This window comes from Catalinimonas locisalis (genome assembly GCF_038039535.1).
Classification (GTDB): domain Bacteria; phylum Bacteroidota; class Bacteroidia; order Cytophagales; family Cyclobacteriaceae; genus Catalinimonas.
The window spans coordinates 175149-200523 of record NZ_JBBPHP010000010.1 but is presented as its reverse complement, the minus strand read 5'-3'; the positions used below and the strand labels follow the sequence as shown (position 1 = coordinate 200523).

Annotated in this window: 29 protein-coding genes; 10 read left to right on the top strand and 19 right to left on the bottom strand. The window is 37.8% G+C overall.

The window, feature by feature from the left end; genetic code table 11:
• Positions 1-36: 36 nt before the first annotated feature.
• The 3 genes from WJR50_RS15360 to WJR50_RS15350 form a co-directional block, all read right to left on the bottom strand.
• On the bottom strand, positions 37-699 hold the full coding sequence (locus WJR50_RS15360) for an SDR family NAD(P)-dependent oxidoreductase (RefSeq protein ID WP_341294180.1): 663 nt from the start codon (positions 697-699) through the stop codon (positions 37-39).
• A 123-nt stretch (positions 700-822) separates the two neighbouring features.
• On the bottom strand, positions 823-1659 hold the full coding sequence (locus tag WJR50_RS15355) for an alpha/beta hydrolase (RefSeq protein WP_341294179.1): 837 nt from the start codon (positions 1657-1659) through the stop codon (positions 823-825).
• Positions 1656-2942, bottom strand: coding sequence for a Gfo/Idh/MocA family protein (locus WJR50_RS15350; RefSeq protein WP_445223469.1), 1287 nt, complete (start codon positions 2940-2942; stop codon positions 1656-1658). Before WJR50_RS15350 ends, WJR50_RS15355 begins: the two co-directional genes overlap by 4 nt.
• Positions 2943-3274: 332 nt before the next feature.
• Between WJR50_RS15350 and WJR50_RS15345 the strand changes: the two genes are divergently transcribed.
• Positions 3275-4663: a sulfatase gene (locus tag WJR50_RS15345; protein ID WP_341294178.1), complete on the top strand. Its 1389-nt coding sequence runs from the start codon at positions 3275-3277 to the stop codon at positions 4661-4663.
• Here WJR50_RS15345 and WJR50_RS15340 read toward each other — a convergent pair.
• Complete coding sequence (locus WJR50_RS15340; RefSeq protein ID WP_341294177.1) at positions 4653-5606, bottom strand: NAD(P)-dependent alcohol dehydrogenase; 954 nt, start codon at positions 5604-5606, stop codon at positions 4653-4655. The genes WJR50_RS15345 and WJR50_RS15340 overlap by 11 nt on opposite strands.
• A gap of 20 nt (positions 5607-5626) precedes the next feature.
• Complete coding sequence (locus tag WJR50_RS15335; RefSeq protein WP_341294176.1) at positions 5627-7987, bottom strand: TonB-dependent receptor; 2361 nt, start codon at positions 7985-7987, stop codon at positions 5627-5629.
• A gap of 80 nt (positions 7988-8067) precedes the next feature.
• Between WJR50_RS15335 and WJR50_RS15330 the strand changes: the two genes are divergently transcribed.
• Together WJR50_RS15330 and WJR50_RS15325 are read left to right on the top strand one after the other, a co-directional pair.
• Positions 8068-8730, top strand: coding sequence for a MarR family winged helix-turn-helix transcriptional regulator (locus WJR50_RS15330; protein ID WP_341294175.1), 663 nt, complete (start codon positions 8068-8070; stop codon positions 8728-8730).
• A 73-nt stretch (positions 8731-8803) separates the two neighbouring features.
• Positions 8804-9025 carry a hypothetical protein gene (locus WJR50_RS15325; RefSeq protein WP_341294174.1) on the top strand — a complete coding sequence of 74 codons (222 nt, stop codon included), beginning with the start codon at positions 8804-8806 and terminating at the stop codon, positions 9023-9025.
• On the opposite strand, the gene WJR50_RS15320 is transcribed toward WJR50_RS15325, so the two are convergent.
• The 11 genes from WJR50_RS15320 to WJR50_RS15270 form a co-directional block, all read right to left on the bottom strand.
• Complete coding sequence (locus WJR50_RS15320; RefSeq protein ID WP_341294173.1) at positions 9015-9704, bottom strand: fatty acid desaturase; 690 nt, start codon at positions 9702-9704, stop codon at positions 9015-9017. The genes WJR50_RS15325 and WJR50_RS15320 overlap by 11 nt on opposite strands.
• Before the next feature lie 6 nt (positions 9705-9710).
• Positions 9711-10556 carry a 4-hydroxy-3-methylbut-2-enyl diphosphate reductase gene (locus WJR50_RS15315; protein ID WP_341294172.1) on the bottom strand — a complete coding sequence of 282 codons (846 nt, stop codon included), beginning with the start codon at positions 10554-10556 and terminating at the stop codon, positions 9711-9713.
• A 62-nt stretch (positions 10557-10618) separates the two neighbouring features.
• A complete protein-coding gene (locus tag WJR50_RS15310; protein WP_341294171.1) occupies positions 10619-11452 on the bottom strand; it encodes a phytoene/squalene synthase family protein in 834 nt (277 codons plus the stop codon).
• 33 nt (positions 11453-11485) lie between these two features.
• Positions 11486-12961, bottom strand: coding sequence for a bifunctional phytoene desaturase/3,4-desaturase (crtID, locus tag WJR50_RS15305; RefSeq protein ID WP_341294170.1), 1476 nt, complete (start codon positions 12959-12961; stop codon positions 11486-11488).
• A gap of 13 nt (positions 12962-12974) precedes the next feature.
• Complete coding sequence (locus WJR50_RS15300; protein ID WP_341294169.1) at positions 12975-13487, bottom strand: RNA polymerase sigma factor; 513 nt, start codon at positions 13485-13487, stop codon at positions 12975-12977.
• Between the two features lie 405 nt (positions 13488-13892).
• Positions 13893-14798 (bottom strand): MerR family transcriptional regulator, encoded by a 906-nt coding sequence (locus WJR50_RS15295; protein WP_341294168.1) that lies wholly within the window; start codon positions 14796-14798, stop codon positions 13893-13895.
• A gap of 39 nt (positions 14799-14837) precedes the next feature.
• Positions 14838-15281, bottom strand: a complete 444-nt coding sequence (locus WJR50_RS15290) for a sterol desaturase family protein (RefSeq protein WP_341294214.1) — start codon at positions 15279-15281, stop codon at positions 14838-14840.
• Positions 15282-15323: 42 nt separating this feature from the next.
• The gene (locus WJR50_RS15285) at positions 15324-16001 is read right to left on the bottom strand and encodes a carotenoid biosynthesis protein (RefSeq protein ID WP_341294167.1); all 678 of its coding nucleotides are present in this window, start codon (positions 15999-16001) and stop codon (positions 15324-15326) included.
• 54 nt (positions 16002-16055) lie between these two features.
• Positions 16056-16409 (bottom strand): hypothetical protein, encoded by a 354-nt coding sequence (locus WJR50_RS15280; protein WP_341294166.1) that lies wholly within the window; start codon positions 16407-16409, stop codon positions 16056-16058.
• A 167-nt stretch (positions 16410-16576) separates the two neighbouring features.
• Complete coding sequence (gene lipA / locus WJR50_RS15275; protein ID WP_341294165.1) at positions 16577-17458, bottom strand: lipoyl synthase; 882 nt, start codon at positions 17456-17458, stop codon at positions 16577-16579.
• Between the two features lie 99 nt (positions 17459-17557).
• Complete coding sequence (locus WJR50_RS15270; RefSeq protein ID WP_341294164.1) at positions 17558-18223, bottom strand: hypothetical protein; 666 nt, start codon at positions 18221-18223, stop codon at positions 17558-17560.
• A 127-nt stretch (positions 18224-18350) separates the two neighbouring features.
• Here WJR50_RS15270 and WJR50_RS15265 point away from each other — a divergent pair, with 127 nt between their 5' ends.
• Complete coding sequence (locus WJR50_RS15265; protein ID WP_341294163.1) at positions 18351-18755, top strand: OsmC family protein; 405 nt, start codon at positions 18351-18353, stop codon at positions 18753-18755.
• Here the strand turns inward: WJR50_RS15265 and ytxJ are convergent, their stop codons facing one another.
• Both ytxJ and WJR50_RS15255 read right to left on the bottom strand, forming a co-directional pair.
• On the bottom strand, positions 18756-19103 hold the full coding sequence (ytxJ, locus tag WJR50_RS15260) for a bacillithiol system redox-active protein YtxJ (RefSeq protein WP_341294162.1): 348 nt from the start codon (positions 19101-19103) through the stop codon (positions 18756-18758).
• A 6-nt stretch (positions 19104-19109) separates the two neighbouring features.
• Positions 19110-20132 (bottom strand): hypothetical protein, encoded by a 1023-nt coding sequence (locus tag WJR50_RS15255; RefSeq protein ID WP_341294161.1) that lies wholly within the window; start codon positions 20130-20132, stop codon positions 19110-19112.
• A gap of 483 nt (positions 20133-20615) precedes the next feature.
• Here WJR50_RS15255 and WJR50_RS15250 point away from each other — a divergent pair, with 483 nt between their 5' ends.
• From WJR50_RS15250 to WJR50_RS15240, 3 genes are read left to right on the top strand one after another with little or no spacing between them, the layout of a single operon-like run.
• Positions 20616-21134: a GFO_1088 family ECF-type sigma factor gene (locus tag WJR50_RS15250; protein ID WP_341294160.1), complete on the top strand. Its 519-nt coding sequence runs from the start codon at positions 20616-20618 to the stop codon at positions 21132-21134.
• Entirely contained in the window at positions 21115-21885 is a 771-nt protein-coding gene (locus WJR50_RS15245; protein ID WP_341294159.1) for a HEAT repeat domain-containing protein, read from the top strand. The genes WJR50_RS15250 and WJR50_RS15245 overlap by 20 nt, the downstream gene beginning before the upstream one ends.
• A gap of 29 nt (positions 21886-21914) precedes the next feature.
• The gene (locus tag WJR50_RS15240) at positions 21915-22691 is read left to right on the top strand and encodes a DUF4097 family beta strand repeat-containing protein (RefSeq protein WP_341294158.1); all 777 of its coding nucleotides are present in this window, start codon (positions 21915-21917) and stop codon (positions 22689-22691) included.
• Positions 22692-23032: 341 nt separating this feature from the next.
• Here WJR50_RS15240 and WJR50_RS15235 read toward each other — a convergent pair whose 3' ends face one another.
• The gene (locus tag WJR50_RS15235; RefSeq protein WP_341294157.1) at positions 23033-23986 is read right to left on the bottom strand and encodes a DUF4097 family beta strand repeat-containing protein; all 954 of its coding nucleotides are present in this window, start codon (positions 23984-23986) and stop codon (positions 23033-23035) included.
• 320 nt (positions 23987-24306) lie between these two features.
• Here WJR50_RS15235 and WJR50_RS15230 point away from each other — a divergent pair, with 320 nt between their 5' ends.
• The 3 genes from WJR50_RS15230 to WJR50_RS15220 all read left to right on the top strand — a co-directional run bounded on the left by WJR50_RS15230 (position 24307) and on the right by WJR50_RS15220 (position 25372).
• Positions 24307-24534 carry a hypothetical protein gene (locus WJR50_RS15230; protein ID WP_341294156.1) on the top strand — a complete coding sequence of 76 codons (228 nt, stop codon included), beginning with the start codon at positions 24307-24309 and terminating at the stop codon, positions 24532-24534.
• A 188-nt stretch (positions 24535-24722) separates the two neighbouring features.
• A complete protein-coding gene (locus tag WJR50_RS15225; RefSeq protein ID WP_341294155.1) occupies positions 24723-25031 on the top strand; it encodes a hypothetical protein in 309 nt (102 codons plus the stop codon).
• 5 nt (positions 25032-25036) lie between these two features.
• On the top strand, positions 25037-25372 hold the full coding sequence (locus WJR50_RS15220; RefSeq protein WP_341294154.1) for a tRNA-binding protein: 336 nt from the start codon (positions 25037-25039) through the stop codon (positions 25370-25372).
• Positions 25373-25375: the final 3 nt, after the last annotated feature.

Genomic DNA, 25375 nt, shown 5'->3' with positions numbered 1-25375 from the left:
AGGTGCAGAGGTTAAGGCAAATGCCAAAAAACAGCATTAATAGATGATTTCTGCTTCTGCAGCTTCTGCAGATTGCTCATAAAGCTTCCAGAATTGTTCGGCTACTGCATCGGGATGGTATTTATCATCACTTTCATTCACAAAGCCATTGACGGTGACTGTAGCCACATGAATATTAAGAGGTTCAAGCTGTTCGTGCAGGCTATAAGTCAGGTTTCGTAAGCCTGCTTTGCCTATTGCCAGAGATCCGTACTTTGGATTAGGGTGCAATGATAAGCCACCTCCGGTAAAAAATATTTTTCCGCCTCCCTGATCTTTCATTTGATTAACTACCGCCCGGGTTGCAGTAAGTGCTCCCAGCGTATTGACTCTGAAATCCATCACCAAATCCTCTTCATCCATAGTCATCAAATCTACTTCTCTTACCGCAGCAGCATTATAAATCAAAACATCGGTAGGACCCAATGACTCATAAATGTAGGCCAAACTGGAGGTTAACTGATCACTATCAGATACATCAGCGATATAATAATAAGCTTCCACTTTATCGCGATGAAGTTTCTTTTGGTAATGATTAAGTTTTTCGTCAGATCTGGAAATCATAGCGATGGTAAAGCCCTGCTTTCCAAATTTGCGAGCGATAGACATACTTATGCCTTCTCCCATACCTACAATTGTGAGAATTTTGCTGTTATCCATATTTCTGATTAAACTCTTTATTGGCTAACTCACTACAGGCAGATAGTGTTAGCCTGTTTAAGTGATTTATGTTGTGAACAGATATTTGAAAAAGGAAATCCAGATGTTAGCAGTGGTTCATAATTATCCACTCTTTTGTCTGCTAAAAAAATTACTGAAGAACAGAAATTGATATTGCACCGCATTGTCCCAGTAAGCCCAGTTATGCCTTCCCGGTCTTTCTATATAATCATGTGGAATGTCATGCTCCAGGAGTTTACGATGTAGACGTCGGTTGATTTCAAAAAAGAAATCGTCGATTCCGCAGTCAAATATTATTTTCAGATGGCCAGGATCAATCTTATCTATCATGTTAATCACTGAAAGTGAATCCCAACGGGCAGGATATTTTGCATAAGCCCCCAGCTTTTCATCAATTTCCCATCTGTGAATGTCAAAAGTCAGGTCAACCCCACCGCTCATGCTCCCTGCTGCACCAAAGATATCCTGATGTCTGATACCCAAGAATAAACCACCATGACCACCCATGCTCAGCCCGGTAATTGCTCTGGCGTTTGCTTCCGGGATAGTTCTGTACGCGGAATCAACAAAACTAACCACTTCTTTAGCAATGTGAGTCTCATACTGGCTTTCAGGATCAAGTGGGCTGTCAATGTACCAACTATTATAGCCTCCATCCGGCATTACCACAATAACCTGATGCTCATCAGCTAAAGAAGGAACTACACTGGCTTTGGTGGTCCAACCTGTATAACTATCACTATAGCCATGTAAAAGATAAATGGTAGGAAAGTTTGCCGATGACTCTGAATAGCCCTCCGGAGTTATCACAATCGCAGGAATTTCTTTGTCCATTGCCTCACTGTAGATTTGCACAGTATCAAGCTGGGCTGCATTGAGGAAGTGAAAACAAACTAGCGAAAAAAAGCTGGCTGATAGCCAGCTTTGTAGTTTAATCATAATCTGGTAGCTCTTGGTTTTAGATCTGTTAAAGTAGCAATTTTTACCGGTTCGCCACTTTCCACACTATTACGGGCAGCTACCCCTAACAACACAGACATGGCCCCGTCTCTGGAACCGGCTGACTGACGGTAAGGATCTGCCATATCAGGATTTTTGAAGATTTTGTCTTTAAGGCGTGTATCTCCACCTCCGTGTCCTCCGCCAGCATGAGGAATCTGGATCAGCTCAGTTTCTCCGAAGTTTTTGGTCAGACGTAGCTCATCATAATCTTTCATCTCCCAGGGCTGTGCCTCCTGAATCCAGGCTTCCAGTCGCCCCCCAGTACCGTTGAAAGCAATGCGATAGCCTTCATAAGGTGAATAGGTAGTGAGTGAGTAGCTTACCTGTACATCATTGGCATAACGAATAGACGCCGCCATCTTATCGTAAATGTTTACATCTTTACGGAAGAGGCAGTTATCTCTGATGTAGCCATCATACTCTTCATTAGCCACATAGAGATTCATATAGTGTTCGTTTTTGGTGATATCCCAATAGAAGTTACACTTGCTTTTATGATCACAGGTTCTGCACTTAGGTCCGCGGAATTCGTTATTGAGGCCATAATGCTCAAGTTTACCGTAGGCAAACACTTCTTCTGGCTCAGATTCTAGCCACCAGTTCAGCAGATCAAAATGATGTGTGGATTTGTGTACGAAAAGTGTTCCGCTATGCTCTCTTTCTCCATGCCAGCGGCGGAAGTATGAAGCACCATGATCAGTATCGAGATACCAGTGAAAATCAACAGAAGTGATGTCCCCAATGGCTCCTTCTCTTAGCAGTTCATAAATTCTTTGGCGATGAGGAGAATAGCGATAATTGAAAGTAACTATTACATTTTTTCCTGTGCTTCTTTCAGCATCCAGAATAGCCTGTGCTTTACGTTCATCGGTAGTCATGGGTTTTTCAGTGATAATATCAGCACCCATTTCCATACCTTTGATGATGAATTCATGGTGAGTAGCATCTACTGTAGTCACAATAAGTGCCTCAGGTTTCTGCTCACTCATCATCTGCTCAAAATCAGTATAGGTCTTACAATCTACGCCGATATATTTTTTTCCAAAGGCCAGACGACCAGGATTTGTATCACAGAGCCCGACAAATTCTACATTGTCTTTGTAAACTTCAGCTACACTTTTTCCCCACATACTGATACCTCTTACACCAGTTCCCACCAGGGCTATTCTTTTTTTGGCTTTGGGTGCTCTGCCAAATGCAGTGAAACTTGGAGCCATCATAGTACCTGCCATTGCAGTTCCGGTAGTTGCTAAAAACTCTCTTCTATTGGTTTTCTTTTCCATACTTAGGTTGTCATTATACATAATAAAAATTTTAGTGTACAGAGAAAATTTCAACCCTTAAACTTTTATTTTCCACTGGCTGAAACCGTTTCAATAATCATAAAAAAACAGATTGAAATATTGATTTTGCTGTTAATTTAATGGTTTTTAGGTAAAATGCTGAAGAATACACAAATTACTTCTCCCTCAAAACCTAAAAAATGAAACCGATTACATTTAATGCCTGTTTTTTTGAAAATTTAATTTCTTGCTGTTTTATTTTAGCTACTATGGCTATACTATTTTCCGGCTGTCAGTCATCACAAAATGAGCAGGCTTCTCCCAATGTAATTGTATTCCTGGTAGATGATCTGGGTTGGACTGATTTAGGTTGTTACGGGAGTGACCTTTACGAGACTCCCAATATTGACAGACTTGCTCAAAATGGAGTTAAGTTTACCGATGCTTATGCTGCCTGCACGGTCTGTTCTCCCACCCGAGCAGCAATTATGACGGCTAAGTATCCTGCCCGCCTGAATATTACGGATTGGATAGCAGGTAGCATAAACGAATATGCAAAAGTACAGGTACCGGATTGGCAGAAGTATTTACCTTTGGAGGAAGAGACAATTGCCGAATTTCTCAAAACCAAAGGTTATGAAACCGCACACGTAGGTAAATGGCATTTGGGTGAGGATTCAATATATTATCCTCAATACCAAGGTTTTGATGTTAATGTTGCCGGTTATAGCAAAGGTTCACCTCCTTCTTATTTTTATCCTTATGAACGGCCAGGCAGAGAACCTATCCCGTATCTTGATGGGGGAGAGGAAGGTGAGTATCTTACAGATCGCCTGACGGATGAGGCAATAGCGTTCATCTATGAAAATGATGAAAAACCATTTTTTCTCAATTTTGATCATTACTCTGTACACACTCCCATTCAGGGAAAAGATAGCCTGACTGCCTACTTTAAAGACAAAGTAAAGCCAGGAATGACGCATAATAATTCTGAGTATGCATCCATGGTGAAAAGCACCGACCAGAGTTTAGGCAGAATCATGGATGCATTGGAGAACCTTTCAATCCTTGATAATACCCTTATTTTCTTTACCAGTGATAATGGTGGCCTGATACTCTGGGATATTACTTCTAACGCTCCTTTAAGATCTGGAAAAGGCTCACCTTATGAAGGTGGAACACGCGTACCTATGATTGTTAAGCCAATAGGGTCTTATCAGGCAGGTCTTGAAGTGGATGTGCCGGTTATTTCTATGGATATCTTCGCTACGATAAGAAATTTGTTTGAGAGTAAAGATTTAAGTTATCAGGATGGTAAGAGCTTACTACCTCTGTTAAATGAGCAAGCCGATACTTTGTCCAGAGAGGTGCTTTATTGGCATTATCCACATCATCATGAAGGTGGGTCTCATCCTCATACTTCTATCAGATATAATGGTTACAAGCTTATTGAATTTCATGAGGATCAACATCTTGAGCTTTATCATCTTGAAGAAGATATTGGAGAAAATCAGGATTTGAGTACGCAGATGCCAGAGCTGACTCAAAAACTTTATCAGAAGATGAAGAACTGGCGGGAAGAAGTAAAGGCACAGATGCCTGTACCTAATCCGGATTATGATTCCCTTCGTGCCTTGGAATATTATCCTAAGTGGTAGGGAAATTCATTTTGACTACCTTTTTCCCCACGGATCTTTCTGTCTCAGCCTGTTTTTGTGCTTCCTGCATTTCGTTATAGTCGTATACATGATCAATCACAGGGCGGATGGCCCCAGTATCAATATAATTAGCCAGTACATTCAGATCTTCAACGCTGGGCTTCACCCAAAGTGTGGTAGCCGAGCGACCTGTAAAACAACTAAGTCCGGTTCTTAACATGAGTTCCGGACTGGGCATAGTACTGATATATATTCCTTTGGGTTTAATGACAGATTTACACTTGGAGAAACTACTTTTTCCCACTGCGTCAAATACTGCATCATACAGTGAAGCCTGATCTTCAAAGTTTTGTTTTTTATAGTCTATTACTTCATCAGCTCCCAGTGACTTCACCAGCTCAACATTAGATGAGCTGCATACTCCTGTAACCTGCGCACCCAAAGTTTTAGCTATCTGAACAGCAAACGTACCTACTCCTCCAGAGGCGCCATTGATCAGTACTTTTTGACCTTGTTGCAGCTTGGCTTTGTCTCGTAAAGCCTGTAAGGCAGTCATCGCAGCCAGGGGTACAGCGGCAGCCTCTGTGTCATCAAGCTTCTCAGGAGTATGGCTGAGGTATTTTTCAGGAACAGCCACGTATTCTCCATATGCTCCCATGCGGGGAAATGGATTCATTCCATAAACCCTATCTCCAGCTTTAATCCTCTTACTTTGGGCTTTGGACTCTTGGACTACTCCGGCAAAATCATGGCCTAGGATGATGGGAAATTTTTTGGTTAAAAAGAGTTTAAGATCTCCCTGACGGGCTTTAAAATCTATAGGGTTAATGGAAGATACTTTTACCTTAACCAATACCTGCCCGGATTTGAGTGCAGGTATTGGTACATCTTGCTGTTCTAATACTTCAGGACTTCCATATTGATTGATGACAATAGCATGCATAAAAATATATTTATCAACTTCTAAAAATCTACTATGATACCTAAGGTAGGTAAGGCTGAACTGTTATCTGTATCCGGAACCTGAATCAGGCGCTGAGGGTTTAAAATTTCTCCTTCATCCGATCTTTCCAACGTATAAGTAGGAGCGTTAGGTAAATTACTTCCCAGTACATTCGTCACTTCCAGAAAAAGGTTAAAAGTCCAGTTACTAAAGTTCCATTTTTTGTCAACCCGTATATCTGCCTGATTGAAGGCGCCCAATCTTACTTCTCCCAATTGATCATAGTCAAAGACAAAAGAGGGATAGGTATCTAAGGAACTTTCCAGGTCAACAGGAGGGTAGGGAGTAGGACCCAGGTAGCGGACTCTAAGACCAATTTCCCAGTTTTTAGGAAGCTTGTATCCTCCAGTAAAGGTAAGTAAATGCCTGTTGTCCCATACTGATGGTAGATATTCATCTCTATCAAGGCCGGTAAACTCACTCCAGTACAAGGTGTAGGCGAGTATACCGTAAAAGTTGTTGGTCAGCTTTTGTTGTAATAAAAATTCCATTCCATAACTTCTGCCTAAGCCTACACTAGCGATGTCTTCATTTCCCAAGACTTCAAAATCACCACCCAGATTAGCCAGCGAGACTCCGTTTTGGATGGAAACCGGATAATTGTCATATTTTTTGTAAAATCCCTCTAAAGTTAGTCGGGTTGATCTTCTTGGGAGAAACTCCAGTCCTGCGACCAGATGATCACTTTGGATGTATTCACTATCCTTGTTGGCATAGTTTCCATCATTATCTTTAAAACCAAGTATGGTGTAAGGAGGTATTTTAAAATAGCGCCCTGCGGAAGCATTTAATGTCCAGCGAGGAGCAACAACATACGCTAAAGAAAGGCGCGGCGAAAGTGTGTTTATCAAATTCGTACCATCCTCTAAAAAAGTATTGCCATCCGCCCTGATACCAAAAGAAGGGGTAAACCTTTCTCCAAAAAAGGGCTTTGAGACCTGTCCAAATATGCCATAGCGATAGAATGTAGTATTGGTCTCATAACGAATGTCATTTACCGCATCAATGGTATTGTTGGAATAACGAGAATATTGGGCAAGTACCCCGCTTGTAATAGTCCAGTCGCCAGCAAAATTGGTCATTTCAAAGCGGAATTTGTTCTCATCCTCTTCGGATTCATTGCTGAAAAGAATTCCTTCCTGATTGACGTTGTCTTCGTACTGAGTAAAGGTATTATTAAGTATATTTCCACTTAATGTAGCTCTGAAGAACCCATTGCCCTCTCTTAAACGATGGCGCCAGCTTAATCCAATGGTACTTGTCCACTGCTGAATAACTGGGACCTGGTCTAGTGTCGCCTGCTGTTCAAGGCTGTAATCCTCAGGTGGATTGATCTGAAAATCATCAATAGAGCCAACGCCAATCAGATTCAGTTCATTTCTGTCGTCAATTTTATGATTGACCTTGTACTGATAATCCCAATAGTCAGGCAGGAATGGCAAATCTATTACCTTGAATAAGAACTGGAGATAAGATCTTCTTACCGAAGTGACGAAAGTGGTTTTGGCGAGTTCACCTTCCTCTGGTTTTACCAGGGGGCCTTCAAAGGTAAACGCTGCTTCGCTGGCACTGACACGGATATTGGCACGTCTTTCTTTTGCATTACCATTCCTTTGATCAAATTGTAAAACACCGGAAAGTACATTGTCATATTGTGCAGGAAATGAGCTGGTGCTGAGGGTAACGCCCTCAATAAAGGAAACATTCAGAAGTCCCACAGGACCACCGGCACTACCTTGCGTAGCAAAGTGATTGATATTGGGAATTTCTACTCCATCCAGATAGTATACATTTTCATTAGGCGCTCCTCCTCGTATGATCACATCATTTCTAAAACCTACTGATCCAGATACTCCCGGAAGAGATTGTACTACCTTGGCAATATCATTATTTCCGCCGGGATAAGTTGCGATTTCTTCCTGTGAAAGCCGTTGGATTGAATTTGGAGTTTCAGTCAGTTTTTCAAAAGGACTGGCCTGTACCACCACTTCACTTAGTTCATCAACAGTTTCGCTTAAAGCGAAGTTAAGGTCTGGATTACCTCCTGAGCGTACAATCACGTTGTAACGGGTTAGTGATTGATAACCCACATAAGAAGCTGTAACATTATAAGTTTGTGCAGGTATATTGTTGATCTGATAATATCCATTGATATCTGTAGTACCCCCCAAATCAGTATTTTCAAGTTTAATGGTAACCCCGATCAATGGTTCTTCGGTTTTGGCATCTTTAACAAATCCACTCAGCTGACCAGCACTTTGTGCATATACTGCTGTGGAAATAATTATAAGAGAGAAAAGTAAAGGTGTAATTATTTTCATTGCGATGAATTTGCTACAAATATGTGTTAATTTTATTACAATATTGTTATACTTTTTTTACTTAATTTTGTTTAGTAGATATGGGAAAAGAAACTGAAAAAATATTGCAGTTACTCAATTACTGGCAAAAGTATACACATCAGCATGACGATGACTTATTTTCTTTTGCAAACTGGCTAAGTGTTCAGATAGAAAAAGGGGACAAAAAAGTAAAGGACACTCAAGAAACTGAATCTCCATCTAAGCAATATATTCATCATGAGTATTCTTTAGATGATCAACTTACGCTATTATGGGCAAGACTAATTAGATATACACATCTGTGGTCAAAGAAAGCGTTGCAAGATTCGCATATCAATACTGTAGAGGAATATGGATTACTCAAATCAGTTGAGTTGCTCAAAAAAGCTAGAAAGTCAGATCTGATTAAATTTAGCTTACTAGAAAGCACGACTTGCTTTGAAATGATCAAACGATTAGAAAAAGCAGGTTATCTCGCTGAAACAGTAGACCCTCAGGATAAACGGTCAAGACTGGTTTCACTTACATCTCAGGGCAAAAAGACCGTTGCTGATGCAGATTTACACATGAAAAAGTTGTCTAAGCTTTTGATGGGTGATTTGGGGGAAAAACAGAAGTCAGAATTATTACTATTACTGAGGAAGCTCAATGTCTTTCATGAAAACCTCTATCAGACTGACCGTAACGCATCATTAGATGACATGCTAAACCAATCTGAATGATAAGTATCTCAATCTTCTCAAAACTCTAAAGTGTCTACTCAGTTAAGTATTTATAAACAAACTTTTTAATCTTATGAAAATAACAGGAATTATATTTTTGATTATTGGATTTTTAGCACTGGGATACTTAGTATTTGACTTGTTTGATCCGAATGGCAGAGATGAAGTTTTACCATTCTTAAGTCAAACCTGGTCAGCTATATTGGCTAGTTTTCTGCTTGGTGCCGGTGCTGCTTTATTAGTTGCTGCCCAACCCAAGTACAGAGGTAGAAGAAAAGAGAAGATTAATTCCTAATCATTTTTTCCTTCTCCTTATACAATTGCCACCAGGGTACCCCTGGGGCGTTGTGATGTTCATAGTGGTATCCAAAAAAGTAACAGCTAATAAAAGCCCATAAGTGGTTTTTGGATTGAGTTGAGGAATGGTGTTTATTAATTTTTTCACCACGATGGGGAAGGTAAGTACCAAAATAAAAAAGCTGTAAAGTGGCCAGGATTGAAGGTAATATGTAGTAAAGTATCACATTAGGTTTTGGAAACACCAGCAAAAGCAATTCGTATGTAATTGCCATCAATAAAATTTGCCAGATACTCACATATTCAAGCGCAAACTTTAAGTACCAGGTGAAAAAATTACCGTGGTAATAGTCGGGATCTTTGTCCGTGGCCACAAAGCGATGATGCATATGGTGTTTGGGAAACAGCTTTTTATAAGAATTGTATGCGAAAAGACCCGCCGCTATTTTTCCAATTGTGTTATTAATATTTTTAGTGTGAGATACTGCGCCATGCATGGCATCGTGAGCAGTAATAAACAATCCGGTATACAAGTGAGCTTGCACTAACATGAAAAAATAGGTGAGAGGATTTGTCCAGCTTACTTCAAAAAACTGAAGCAGACAGAATAAACTCACAAACCATAAGAAAATAATGGTTGCCCCAACAATTACACCTTTTTCACGATACCAGACCATGATAATTTATAGACTTAACAATTTTTCTTTTACTTTCTCCATAAGCCACATAGGGGTGGAAGTAGCTCCGCAAATCCCTACTGAATTATCTTGAGTAAACCATTCAGGCTTGATCTCTTTTTCACTGGAAATAAAGTAAGTATTTGGATTCTTGTCTTTACATACACCATACAGTACTTTTCCGTTCGACGATTTAGTACCGGATACAAATAAAATTATATCATAATTTCCTGCAAAATCTCTTAACTCTTTGTCTCGGTTGGAGACCTGACGGCAAATGGTATCATTAGCATTTACCTCAATTCCGGCATCACGAAGTGTACTTGTGATTTCATAAAATTTGTCGGTGCTTTTTGTTGTCTGGCTGTACAGGGTCATGTTTTTGGGAAGTTCAGCAATATCCAGTTCGTTAATATCCTGAAATACAACGGCTTGCTGCTCTGTTTGCCCTAACAATCCTTCTACCTCAGCGTGCCCATGTTTGCCGTAGATATATATTTTTTCATCCTTGTCATAACTGTTTCTGATACGGTTTTGTAGTTTAAGCACTACCGGGCAAGATGCATCAATGAGTTCAAGATTATTTTCTAAAGCAATGCGATAAGTTGAGGGTGGCTCACCATGTGCCCGGATCAATACTTTCTCATTGTATAAATTTTTTAGTGCGTCGTGATTGATGATTTTTAACCCTTTATTTTCAAGGCGACGAACCTCTTCATCATTGTGAACAATATCTCCAAGACAATACAAATGATGATGTTCATCTAAAATATCTTCGGCCATTTCAATGGCATACACCACTCCAAAACAAAAGCCTGAATTCTGATCAATATCTACTTTTAGATGTAACATACTTTTATAACGGTTTACTTGAGAACAACAAAAAATTATTTTTAGGTCTAAAAATTTTAGGTCTAAAAATAATTGAAGCGAGCTCTGAAATAGGTGCTAACCAGAAGCGCAAGTTTTTGGTTATCTGGAATTCTGATTCTTTGCTCAGCAATTTTATCAGCGGAGCAATTCTTTATTTTTTTAAATAAATTCAGGTAATAGATGTAAGCCAGATAAACACCCAGTTTGGCACCATTTGGAAGCCTTAAGATTCCCTTGTAAGCGGCATCAAAATCATCCTGAATATCAATTTCAATATCACATTTGGCATTTGTGCTAAATGAGCTGAAATCCACTCCAGGAAAATATACCCTGCCTCTTTCTACATAATCAGATTTAATATCTCTCAGAAAGTTTACTTTTTGAAAAGCCGATCCCAATCTTCTGGCGGGTTCTTTCAGTTGATCGTAGAGAGTTGTATTCCCTTCACAAAATACCCTGAGGCACATCAAGCCTACAACCTCAGCTGAGCCGTAAATGTATTCTTCATACTTATGATCATTATAGTTTTGCATGTAAAGGTCCATTTCCATGCTTTTTAGAAAAGCATCAATGAGGTCATTCTCAATCGTGTACTCGTTGACAACATTTTGGAAAGCATGAATCACAGGATTTAAGCTTATGCCTTCTTCAATGGCCTGAAATGTTTCTTTTCTAAATCTATCCAGTAATGTTTTTTTGTCATGATCATGAAAGGTATCTACGATCTCATCAGCGTATCTTACAAAACCATAGATTGCATAAATCGGGTAGTGAAACCTTTTATGCAATGTTTTGATACCGAGTGTAAATGAAGTGCTGTAATGCTCGGTAATAAGTTTACTACATTTAAAAGTTGTCAGATCAAAGAGGTTCATAAAAATTGGGCATATTGTTTACTTGACGATTGCTTATCTATATTCTTTGGCTATTTCCTCAGCCACTACTTTCCCCGAAATCAATGATGGCGGAACTCCCGGACCAGGTACAGTCAACTGACCGGTATAATATAGGTTATTTACTTTTTTACTCTTGATGCTTGGTTTTAATATAGCCGTCTGTAAAAGTGTGTTTGCCAAACCGTAGGCATTTCCCTTAAAAGCATTATAGTCTTTTACAAAATCATTGTGAGCATAGGATTTTTTGAACACCACAGCGTTTTTTATATCCTGGCCACTCAAAGCTTCCAAACGGTCCATTACTATATGATAATACTTTTCCCTTATTTCTTCATTGTCTTCAAGGCCAGGAGCAACTGGTATAAGGAAAAACAAATTCTCATAACCTTCCGGAGCTACAGTAGGATCAGTTTTAGAAGTAACAGAGAGATAAAATAATGGTTTTTTTGGCCATTTTTTATTTTGATAAATATCTTCAGCATGAGGAGTAAAATCTTCATCAAAAAACAAATTATGATGATTAAGATTATTGAGTTTTTTATTGATCCCCACGTAAAATAACAGAGAAGAAGGGGCCATTTTTCTACTTTCCCAATAGGAATCACTATAACTGCGATAAGCTTCAGGCAGGAGCGAACTTTCTACATGATGATAGTCAGCCCCCGCTATTACTATGTCTGCCTGAAATGCATCATGCTCCGTGTTTACGCTGACAATTTTTCCTGATTCAAAATCAAAACTTTTTACATTTTGATTTAATTCTAACTTTACTCCTTTGTCAAATGCTACTTTCAGCATTCCTTCAATAATCTTGTGCATACCCCCCATGGGGTACCAGGTACCTAGCTTTATGTCTGCATAATTCATCAGACTGTATAGGGCAGGGGTATTTTGTGGTAATGCTCCTAAAAGTAATATAGGAAATTCCATGATACGAATAATCCTGTCGTCATGGAAAAAAGACCTGATATGCTTATGGAATGATTTGAACACATCCATGCGCAGGATATCATACAGTAATTGGAGGCTTAGAAATTCGTATACTGATCTGCTGGGTTTGTATACGAGATTGTTAATCCCTACTTCATATTTATAAGCAGCCTGTTTTAAAAACTTGTCAAGCATGGAGCTGCTTCCTTTCTCAAGGGTCTCAAATAAGTTTGCCAGCTCACTCAATGATGCTGGCAAATTTAAAAAGTCGTTTCTACCAAATATAACAGTATAGGAAGGATCTAATCTGATGAGTTCATAGAAGTCAGAAGTAGAGTAACCAAAAGACTCAAAATATTTATCAAATACATCGGGCATCCAGTACCAACTTGGCCCCATATCAAAAGTAAATCCTTTTTCAGAAAAAGAACGAGCCCTCCCTCCGGCGGATTCGTTCTTTTCTAGGATTGTGACATCATAACCTTTATGCGCTAAATTGGTAGCTGCAGATATGCCAGAGAATCCTGAACCAATAACTACTACTTTACTTTTTTTCATTCATTTATTTGTACTACTCCTTTACAGCGTAGTTTTTCAAAGTAGATTTAAGCTCTTTGCGTGCAATATGAATTCTATTCTTTACAGTACCAATAGGAATGCTTAAACGGTCAGCAATTTCATGGTATTTAAATCCACGATAATGCATCATGAAAGGAGTTTTATAAGCATCATCCAATTTTGTAATGGCACTTTTGATATCTCTCATAGCAAAGCTAGAGTAAGCCATATTCTCAGTGATACTACTGGTACTATTGATATAGTGTAAATTATCGGTGGTATCTATGAAAGTGTTACGGCGTACCATACGCTGGTAATTGGTTATGAAAGTATTTTTCATAATTGTGTATAACCAGGCCTTCAAATTTGTACCATCAGTAAATTTATCACGGTTAGTGAACGCTTTGAGAATTGTTTCTTGAAGAAGATCATTTGCTTCTTCCATGTCTTTAGTAAGCTTAAGCGCGAAAGGCTTCAGAGATTTAGACATTTTGTCGAGCGAGTAACTGAATTCAAGTGCTGTCATGGTTAAAAAATTTGCTTGGTTTTGTTTAAGGAAACGTTTAATCTATTAAACGAGAATTAGAAAAAATGTTTAATTAAATTTACAAAAAAATTAAACAAAAATAAAAAGAATCAAAAAATTAATCTAAAAAAATGCCTTTTAAGCTATTTAAAGACACTTTAAATAAATTCACAATTTTTTTCCTGAAAGACTAAAAATGCAGGAAAAACAAATGTTTAGGATTAATTATCCTTAAGATAAACAAAATAAAATTAAGATGCCAATGCTTAAAAAAATGCATTTAAAAGAAATAGTAGTTAAAAAAATAAACAATGTCTGTTTATAGTGTATACGAAGAATTGCTGTACGTGTTTTGTTTAAATAAAACTTATCCAAAAAGTATGAATAAAATAATGAGTTAAAAACTTAAAGATGAGATACATTTTGAATATTGTTCTCATCAACAAACTGAATAATATGGTCAATACGAGTGAACATCATGATATTATTGATATTGTTGAAGTTTTTTCCGATTACCTGATACCCGCTTAATAAAATTTTCGCTTCAGAGAATGTTTCAGCTAGTTTCTCGACGTAATCATCTACCTGATTAGCAGGGGGCTTAGTAGTAAATATAGTAAGTATATAGTCTGGCTTATGGTGGTTGTAGATAGATTTAAGATCCTCAAATGGTAAGTTTTGACCAAAGTAAAGCACCTTATTCTTTCTTGCTTTAATTATGTAGCAGAGAAAAAGAAGCGTAAGTTCATGAAGTTCTCCTTCCGGTAAATACAGTAAATACTTATGTTGGCTTTCAGCGTTGGATACAAATTGTCCGTCTATGGCTACGATTAGCTTTTGTCTAATCAGATTTGAAATAAAGTGTTCCTGAGATGGACTAATGGCTCCCGTTTGCCAAAGTACGCCAATTTTTGAAAGAAAAGGATAGATGATATTTATCATGGTACTCTCAAACCCGAGTTTGAGAATATTGGTAGCCATAATTTTCTCAAAGCGATCTTCATTCAAATCTATCATCGCTAAAGTCAATGCATGAATCTGATCCGGATAGCGTAAGTTTTTTTCAGTAAGTCTAAGTACCTCATTAAGCATTTCTTCCTCTTTCATGCCGGCTATTTTGGATATTTTAAATCCGTTGTCTTTCAGCAAGGCAATATTGAGGATAAGTTTAAGATCATTGTCATCATAGTAGCGAATATTCGTCTCAGTACGTTTGGGCTCAATAAACTGGTATCGCTGTTCCCAGATTCTTAGAGTATGGGCCTTAATTCCTGAAAGTTGTTCTAGATCTCTGATTGAATAGTTACTCACATCAATGGACTTTTGTATGCTTAATATATTCCTGTAAATTTATTTATTAAAATATCTATTTGGAACAATGAATAAACCAAAAGATACAGCTTTATCTTTTTTATTTGTTTTATGATGAGCCCGATGCGCTCTACTTATTCCAGCCAAATATTTTCCCTTGAGTTTCTTCTTTACCTTCACCCTTCTGTGTATAAGGATATCATGCAGGGCAAAGTAAGAAAAACCATAAAGTGTAATTCCACATCCTAACCAAAATCTGTAATCAAAATTTTGAATCCCAAGGATGATCAGGATGAAGGCTATACTTCCAAAAAGGAGTGAGAAAAGGTCATTGAGCTCAAAAAAGCCATCGGAATGTACATGATGTGTTTTATGAATGTTCCACAAGGGGCCGTGCATAATATACTTATGAATAAACCAGGAAAAGAATTCCATTCCTACGAAGCCCACAATCAAAAATGAAATGTTGCTTATTATATTCATTCTTATTGAACAATCGTTAAACAAATATGTTGAAGAATTTTTTTAAATAATAATTTGTAAAATGATAAAAAATATTGCTTGAACAAAAAATACATGCTTAGCCAATACATTATTTTTATTAAATTCAAGCTTATGAAATAATATTTGCAACAGGAAAGATATTATAAACCATCCTATATAGTTTTTTAAAGGAATAACTCCCCCTGACCATTTCCAGAAGTCCAGGGAAATAGCTACTGGCTCAATCAAAACATCTAAGCCAACCATTAAGGCACTCCCTATAAAACTTGCAAGTATTGCTGAATTAGTAACAAATCTGGAAATAACCCCACTGGCATAAGTAAGAACCAACCAATTCAGTCCTATGATTATTGGGACAGATAAGAGTTTAAAGCCAAGGGTTTTGCCATAGTAATACGTCCCAAAAATAAGCTCTGTTTTAACCCCCACTACTTCAACAAAGTATCCAATTAAGAAGGTAATAATAGCAAAGAAAAAAAATGATACATTCCAATCTTTATGAAAATAAAATAGAATGAACGAAGTAGCAATCAGACTGAAAGGAGTGGCCGAAACAAAAAAAGGTTTGGTAGGTGGAAATGCAATACCCAGAATCCCAAAAAAATGTATAGTAACTAAAGCGTATAAAGCTATTTTTTCCTGGGTTGTCTTGTCAATATTGTTTGGGGTTTCGGTAAGTGTCTGAAAAAAAAGTTTCATGGTTAATATTAGTCCTTCGCATTTGAAACCGAATATTAACCATTTTTTATAAGCTTATTGTTTTTGCAGGGTTAATAGTGCTTGCATTTTCTCAAATTTATTTTGAGTAGCAATTGTAATCAGTTTGATATAAATGGTGTCAGGGATTATCTCGTGAGAATAATAATTTGTAAGCGCTTTATACCAATTCATGAGTTTTTCTTCAGTTTCCAATTGATCTTCAAGCGATTTGAAGAGCCTCTCAATCGCATTGGTTTCTAGTTTGTTTAGGTGGTTGTCTTTAAAAGCCTCAAGTTCGTTTTTTACAATTCTTTCCTTTTCAGTTGAACCTTCCTGATAAATTCCTTTGATGGGATGCACTCTGCTGCAAATCTCGTAATAAAGGGCTTTAGTTGCTTTTCTATTCATAACGCTTTCTCACAAGTTGAACTTATTTTATATGCATAATAAACATAGAATTTATCAGAAATACACAAGAAAGGGAGTTTGAGTTGATAGTAAGCATGTAATAAAATAAAAAAACTGCACATTTTAATACGTGCAGTTTTAGCAATAATTGTGTTTAATAAAGAATTTTAGACATTTACATGTTTTTCAGCATGGTAAGATGAACGTACCAAAGGACCGGATTCTACATATTTAAGTCCTCGCTTAAGTCCTTCTTCTCTAAAATGATCAAACTTGTCAGGATGAATAAATTCAGCAACCTCTATGTGCATTTTGGTAGGCTGTAGGTATTGACCTAAAGTAAGAATGTCAAGTTCGTGTTCTACCAGGTCATCCATAGCTTTATAGACCTCATCATCAGTTTCACCAAGCCCCAGCATGATACCTGACTTACTGCGCATACCATACTCTTTAATTCTCTTGAGTTGCTCTAAACTTCTATGATATTTGGCCTGGGGTCTTACTCTCCTGTAAAGCCTTTCTACTGTTTCAACATTGTGGGAAACAACTTCCTGACCGCCTTCCATCATACGATATAAAGCATCCCAATTACCTTTTACATCAGGAATTAAAGTTTCAATCGTTGTTTCTGGGCTAAGATTTTTTACTTCTTTAACGGTTTGGTACCAGATTTCAGCACCACGATCTTTAAGTTCATCACGATTAACTGAAGTGATAACAGCATGTTTGACCCCCATCAATTTGATGGCTTCTGCTACCCGTTTAGGCTCATCAGCATCATATTCAGGTGGGCGACCAGTCGCTACCGCACAGAAAGTACAACTGCGTGTACAAACATTTCCTAATATCATAAAGGTAGCAGTTCCTCTACCCCAGCATTCTCCCATATTAGGACAGTTTCCACTCTCACAGATCGTATGAAGTTTGTATTTATCTACCAGCTTACGAACATTTGCATATTCTTTACCAACTGGTAACTTTACTCTCAACCAGTCGGGTTTACGTGTTTTTTTAGTAGATTCTTCAGGTATTACAGGTAATTCAATCATACTAAATTTTCTATATACTGTGTAATTGTTTTCTTTGTCAAAAACAAAGTAAGCCTAATAATGATTCGTCCGCAAGAATTAAGAAAGCAAATCCTCAGATTACTTGCGGCTTCCGTAGAAAAGCATGATAAATGCAGAGGGGAAGATGCTTCTAGGATTGGATACAGGTACGATTTCTACATCTCGGGAGAAAGCTTCTAACTGGAAACCTGCTTCAAATCCGGTTACATCATTCTTAAATGTTCCGAATTCAAATGAAAGGGAGGCCTTGATATTGGCTCCAATAGCCAAGCTTGATTCGCTAAAACCTTTCAAAAAAGGGCCTGATCCAATAATTCTACCCGGGTCTAAATCATCACGGTATGGTCTGGTAGTTGTACGGTTATTAGTTTCAGCATACTGTACATAGTATGGCATTACAATACCGATGGAAGGGCCACCTGCAAGAATAGCATTAACCTGTACACCTTGCTGGGGAGCTTTTTTGAAGACTATCCATTCACGACCGTACTCTGGACGAATAGAGAAAAGATGATTCGTTTTTCCTAAAATGAAAGTGTTTCCACTTGTACGTGAAACCCGTCTGAGTTCTTTGGGATGCTTGACATTTACTAATTCTAATCCGAAAGTTTGAAAGCGATTATCTTCTATTAATCTACTAAACTTAATAGCTCCACCAGCTATTAAGCCCGAATTAGTATTCTTGCTAATGCCCCAGGTAAACTCTCTGCTGTAAGAATAGGTGTCGCTTTGCTGTTGAGCCATAAGGGTATTGCACATCGTAAAGAAACACAGTAAAGAGAGTATGAACAGTTTATTTTTTTTGTAATTTTCCGCAGCCATATGATTAAATGTAATCAAATTCAATTAAACCACAAATATACTAACGAAGATGATCACCATAAAGTCTACATACTTAGGAGAATTACGTTGCGAGAATATTCATATCAAATCTCAGAACAAAATCCTGACAGATGCACCTACTGATAATAACGGTAAAGGAGAGGCTTTCTCTCCTACAGATTTAGTATGTGCGTCGCTTTGTAGTTGCATGATGACCATCATGGGTATCAGAGCTCAGAAGCATGATATTTATCTTGAAGGTTTGGAAGCTGAAATTACAAAAGTGATGGCTTCCAGCCCACGTAAAATATCAAAGATCAAGATTGATTTTCGTTTAAAGAAAACCAATGCATCTGATGAACAAATCAAAATGCTCAAAGAAGCTGCGCTGAGCTGCCCCGTGGCTTTAAGTCTTAACCCTGAAATAGATCAAGATGTTTCTTTTGCCTTCTGATCAGGCAACACTGGCTAAATGCTGACTTATTTCTCGGTAAGAAATTCCCATGTGAGAATTGTGGTATACACATTTACCATATTTGATAATCAAAACTTGAGGTGATTGATGATCAATATTAAAGGTAGTTGCTACAGCATTTGAGATATCTCTGTTTTTAATCAGATCTAAAAAGTATGCATCAGAACTCTCCGAAAGTTCACTTTTCCAATCTCTTTCCAATCTGTTGAGCGCCATGCTGCTGATGCTGCAACGTGTGCTATGTTTAAATATTAAGATTGGTTGATTCTCAGATTTAATTTTAATTTCTTCTATTGTCTCTAGACGGTCTAAATTTTTCCAGTTCATAGATTTTTAATAATACCAGATTTCACTCTCATTTTTATCATATCTTGGTTTGCGATCTTTTTCTTTCACATTTTTAGGAAGATCGCTTTGCTTAAAGATATGCGAAATTATTAATCTCCAACGTCTATATTTCTCTTTTTGTTCGTAAGAATTTTTCGTTTTCGCTTTTAGGTGAAACACACTGGGGTGCATGTCTTTTCCGGGCTTACGATAACGGATATCACCATCATATTGATGCACCTTTTTGGAAAGCTTTTTGTAATGGCTGGTTCTGGCCTTAAGCGTAGGGAGTTTGATTTGTCCGTGGTATGAAGTATAACTGGCTGCTTTGTCTTTTTCTTTTTTTACTTTATACAAACCTGCAGTTTGAAGGTCTGCTGACTGCTGCTTAGAAATCTTCTCTTGCTTTTCAGGCTTTGGGACCCTTTTGCCACCTGCATAAAAGAACATATACTCAGCTTTATATTGAAATTGCTTGTCTAATCTTTTTGGAGGAGCTTTTCTGATATTACCCTGATAGAGATGCTGATCTTTAGCAAGTTGTTCAAAGTCAATTTTGCTTTTTTTGACTTTTACCTGATAGTCAGTGCCTTCGGTCCCTTCCTCCTTTTTCTTTCTTTTCATATTCCCTTCAAATTCCAAAGCTGATTTACGATGGAAAATACGTTGGAAAAAAGAGCGATTCTGGTTTTCCTGACCCTCTTCAACCGGAGGACTTGGGTATTGATTGGCAGTTTTTCCAGAGTTGTCAAAGTTTACCGTTTTGCTGGCAGGACGTTGGTATTTATCTTTACTCTTTTCAGGTTTTCGCAGAGAAGCAGGGCGCTTATAATCGTCTCTGACCTTAGAATTATTATCAGAGGTTTTAGAGCCGGAATAAGTATCTTTTGTTTTTTGTGGTTTTTTGCCAGGCTTAATCTTTATGGGCTCTTTCTTTTTCTTTGAAATCTTAACCGTGGGAAGTTGGTCCTTTTTGGATTGAGCCAGCACATCTCCTGACTGTAATAAGATCAACACTAAGCTGATCATTACAGGTAAATAGCAAAAAGCATGTAATAAAGACGTAATAGTTCTATTTTTCACCAGTGGTACCCAGAGTTATAGCTGAAAAACTCAATTTTTTACCCTTCCGTGTTTATCAAGTTTCAATTTCTCACCGCTTCCCAGTTGCCCCGATTCATTTTTGTTTAAATGTGAAAAAGAAGGACAAGGCATTACATGGCTACGGCATGAACTTAGCCATACAGTGGCTAGCAGCATTACAATGAGTATTTTAGACTTATTTTTAAAGAGATGGAAAGCCTTTGAAGCAAAGTTATTATTACTCATTTTGACATATTTAGATTTAACACTTAATTATCTAAATATATGGGCATTCGTTTACTTACTTTTTGTGAATTACTCATATTATTACATGCATAGATTATTAAAAAAATAGTGATTTTTAATATTTCTAAAAAAATCTGTTAATCTCTGTAATGTTATCTGCTATGCTTCGTCTATCTGATTGAAATGAATATTCAAAGTTTTAAAAGTGCTGTCTTTCCGATACAAGGCAAATTGTATCGGTTTGCAAAGGTAATGCTGGGCAATGCTGAAGAAGCTGAAGATGCCGTTCAGGAGGTATTACTGAAACTATGGCTCAATCGGCAGAACCTGAAGAATTACAGGAGTATTGAGGCTCTAGCCATGATCATTACTAAAAATCAGTGTCTGGATAAACTCAAATCTGCCCACTGGAAAAAAACGGAAGTGGGAGATACCTCCGAATTTGAGCATACTTATGACACCCCCTATAAAATTACAGAGCAGAATAATAGCAAAGAAGTCTTAATTAAACTTATGCAGGCACTTCCTGAACAACAAAAACTCATCATTCATCTTCGCGACATTGAAGAATATTCATACGAAGAGATTGAAAAAATCACTGGTCTCTGTATTAATAATATCAGGGTAAGTTTATCCAGAGCCAGAAAAAGTATTCGTGAACAGTTTACTAAAGTTAATGCCTATGGAAGCTCAGGAAATTAAATTGTTACTGGAAAAATTTTATGAAGGAGAAACTAGCCTGAGTGAAGAATCACAGTTGAGAAGTGTATTTGAATCAGCTGAAATACCTGAAGAACTTAAGAGGGAAATGCCCTTTTTCTCAGGTCTGAGCGAATTGAGAGAAGAGAAGGAAGAAGACTTCTTTATGCCAGACCGTTTTTTACAGAAAATCAATCAGGAAGAAGAAAAAGTAATCAGGCAAAAAAGCCTGCCTCTGCAAAGACTGATTGGGATCGCAGCCAGTATTGCACTTCTGCTTGTAGGTTTTGGAGGAGGTATTTTGTACGAAAAGGAGACTACACCATCCCTGGAAGTTAGTTCCCTGAAAGAGGAAGTGGGTGAAATGAAACGTATGCTGATGTTTAACCAACTGAACCAGGTTTCTGCTAGCGACAGGATTATGGCTGTAAATGCTGCAAAATCTATGGATGAGGTTGATACACAGATTCTTGAAGCACTTATATATACGGTAAATGCTGATCCCAATGCCAATGTACGGCTAGCTGCAGTGGAAGCTCTGGCACACTTTGCTACTGACTCCACAGCCAGTAATGCACTCAAAAAATCTTTGAATTCTCAGTCTGACCCAAATGTACAAATTGCCATAATAGATGTTCTGGTAGAAAGAAAGGAAAGAGATGCTGTACCCGAAATTCAGCAGTTGTTACAACAAAATGATCTCAATCAGATAGTAAGAGAACAGGCTGAATATGGGTTAAGCCAACTTTTATAAATGTGACCCAAGTTTACTCGTTATACATTATGAAAACCATACAATTATTTTTAATATCCTTATTGATTTTAGAAACATCTGTTGCACAGGAATATAAAACATCGTTTGGGCGTAACTCCTCTGAAAATTTCCTCACCATAATGATAGAAGGAGGGGAGATTAAAGTTGAAGGTTATAATGGAGATGAGGTTATTATTGCTGCTGATGGTTACGAAGCACCTCCGGAAAAAGCCAAGGGCCTGACCGCTCTCTATGCGAATGGCAGACAGGATAATTCAGGAATTGGTTTGAGTGTTACCCAAGAAGGAAGCAAGGTACAACTGATCAGCGTTGGTCATCAGGAAATTGACTATATTCTTAAGGTTCCTGATCAAACTACAATTCGTTTACAGGCTGGCCCCCGAAATGATGATATCTACATTCATAATATCAAAGGGGAGATTGAAATTAAAGCGCATTCTGAAGATGTTGAGTTGCTTGGAATCAGCGGTCCGGTAGTGGCAAACAGCATTAGTGGAGACATTAAACTTGATTTTGCACAAATTAATACCAATAAACCCATTGCCATCAGTGTGGTGAGCGGAGACGTAGACATGTATTTACCCTCTGAATCCAAAGTTGACTTTAAGCTTAGTTCCATCAGTGGGGAAGTTTATACGGACTTTAACCTAAATATGAGTACAAACGATAGTAAGAGGGAAGAAACTTATGGCGTGAGAAAACCGATTCAAGGTTCTATAAACGGAGGTGGTACACCCATTCACATAAGTACCATTAGCGGAAACATTTATCTGCGAAAAAAATAAACAGCGATTTACAAAAGCCTTGTTGAAATAAATTTAGTATAAAATTGGAGTTACGCATGAACAGTTTATGGACAAAAAGATGGGCATAGGGGTGGAAAAATTGCGCTTGCTGCGTGGGTTTTGTGTGTATGGCTATTATTTTTCCTTGATTTCTTTGGCGGCTGCCGCGCAGTTACTTTCTTGATCAAGCAAGAAAGTAACGGAGCAAAAGGGTTAGTTCTACGTCAAAACAGCCATTTAGATTGAAGTCTGCGTAACTCCTATAAAAAAATCCCACACAAAGCTGGTAGGATTTTTTGCACTTGAATTATTACTACTACACAACAGATTACTACATATTCTTAATTAAAAGCTGAAGTACGGTGATAGTCAAGGTTAACTGACCCGCCAGAAGTCTTCATGGTTACTGGTATTCCCCCACCGTTCATACTTCCTTCAATATTATTTTTTTCTGCTTCTCCAGTGAAGTTGCTAAGTTTTGTATTTACCCGGTTTCCGCTCAGGTCCAGATCAACACCTAATCCTTCAGGTATTACTGCATTAATGCTTCCACCACTTGTTTTCAGTGTCAGGTAGTCATTCAGGTCATTTACATAAGCTTTAATGCTACCACCACTGGTTCGGGCATCAATACTTCCGCGCACATCTTCTAATACTATGCTTCCTCCTGAAGTATTCAATTTTAGTTCACCTTTAGAGTTATTAGCACGGATGGAACCACCACTTGTTTTTCCGTCCATCACTCCGTCATACTGGTCAATATTAATGCTTCCACCAGATGTATGTGCGTCTGTATATCCTTTTATTTCATCAAAATTAAGGCTTCCTCCACTGGTTCTTACTTCATGCTCTCCCTCTAATCTTGCCATACTTATTGACCCGCCGCTGGTATTCAGGTTGGCAGAAACTTCATGCGGAACATCCAGCTCAAAAGAAATGCTGAGATTGTTGTTTCCCCATCCGCTGCCCCTTCTTTCCGCCTCAGCATATATGGTATTCCCTTCCTGTCGGATAGAAATGTCATAATCTTCCAAAGCCTCTTCAATATTATCATCACTACCAAACCAGCTGCTGGCACCATTTTTCTTCACATACATTCTTACTTCCACATTGTTGCTACTGTGTCCGGAGACAGAAATGCTACCTCCCGAGGTACGCACCATAAGTTTTCCAGGGGTATTGATTGAAAAAGTTTTAACTACATAAGGATCTTCATAAACTTCTTTAGCCTGCATTGAAACTGTCATGCAGCATAAGAAAAGAAAGGTTAATGCAAAAATTCGGTAAGTTCTCATTGGTTATTATGGTTAGGTTTTATTTAGTGTTTTCACAATACATGCCACGCATTTAAATTGCTGATAATCAGAATTTTAATAAAAATAGTTATTTCTCATTATGTCCACATCTGAACATCGCTGTTCATTAATGGACAGTTGAGGACGTGTGTAATTCGTTATGGGAAGATGTTTGATTTTGGCGGTTGGAGAAGAAAACTACTAGTCCATAAATTCCTATGGCCGTTCCCAAAGGAAAGAATAGCAGATAGAAACATCCCAAAGGTAGTATCAAGCCATTCGCCCAATGCCTTTTTCTTATTAGTCCAATTCCGACAATAATGGAAGGTAATGCCAGCATCAAAACCATCATGATACTACCTGCCAAAGAAACAATTTTGAACAAACCAGGCATATCAGTGATAGGTGGTGAAAAAGGCACTAACGGTATAGCAAAAAGAATTGAAGTGATCAACGAGAGAAATACAATAAGTAAAGCTCCGGCTATAATAAAGATGATGCCTAATATCTTTTTCTGGTATTCCATAACAAATACTTTTGATAAATAAACGCTAAAGTACTATGTTTTGCAAGGTACTATATAAAATAAAACGAGCAATTAATATATGGGTTTTATTTTAGGCTGTATTTTTCAATTTTTGATTTGCTGAATTCATTCAAGCTTTGCAGCAAAAAGGCCAAGCGATTTTTTAATAATATTTGATGTAAACCGAATAATTGATATTGTTGAGTTTGTATGACGAATAAAGAAGAAATAGTAAAAGCTGCATCAGACCGGCTGGAAAACTACTTTGACCTAAAAATAAGGGAGAATGGAGCGGACATACTCCTTGAAAAGGTTAGGCAAAAACTAACGTTAACCATTGAGCATTATTTAGCCCATGATATTGAGACTTTACTCAATCTATTATACAGAATAGATGTAACTGAAAAAGATGTGAAACAAGCCATGCTAGAAGAAAATCCTGCTGAAAAACTAACAGACTTAATTATCACCAGAGAATTGCAAAAAGCAGAGACGAGAATTCAATACAGATATAAATAATAAATATGAAAGAAATTAGCTGGGAGGATTTCAGCAATGTTGATATCCGAATCGGGACTATTGTTGAGGCAAAAAAATTTCCTGAAGCCAGAAAACCGGCTTATCAGCTTTGGATTGATTTGGGTGAGTTGGGAATCAAAAAATCAAGTGCACAAATCACGGAGCATTATGCATTAGATACTCTTCCCGGGAAACAGGTGATCTGCATCTGTAATTTTCCTCCCAAGCAAATTGGTCCATTTATGTCAGAAGTACTGGTTACCGGTTTTACCAATGAAAAAGGTGAAATTGTACTGGCCACAACGGTTGAAAAAATTCCTAATGGAAATAAGCTGCATTGATCC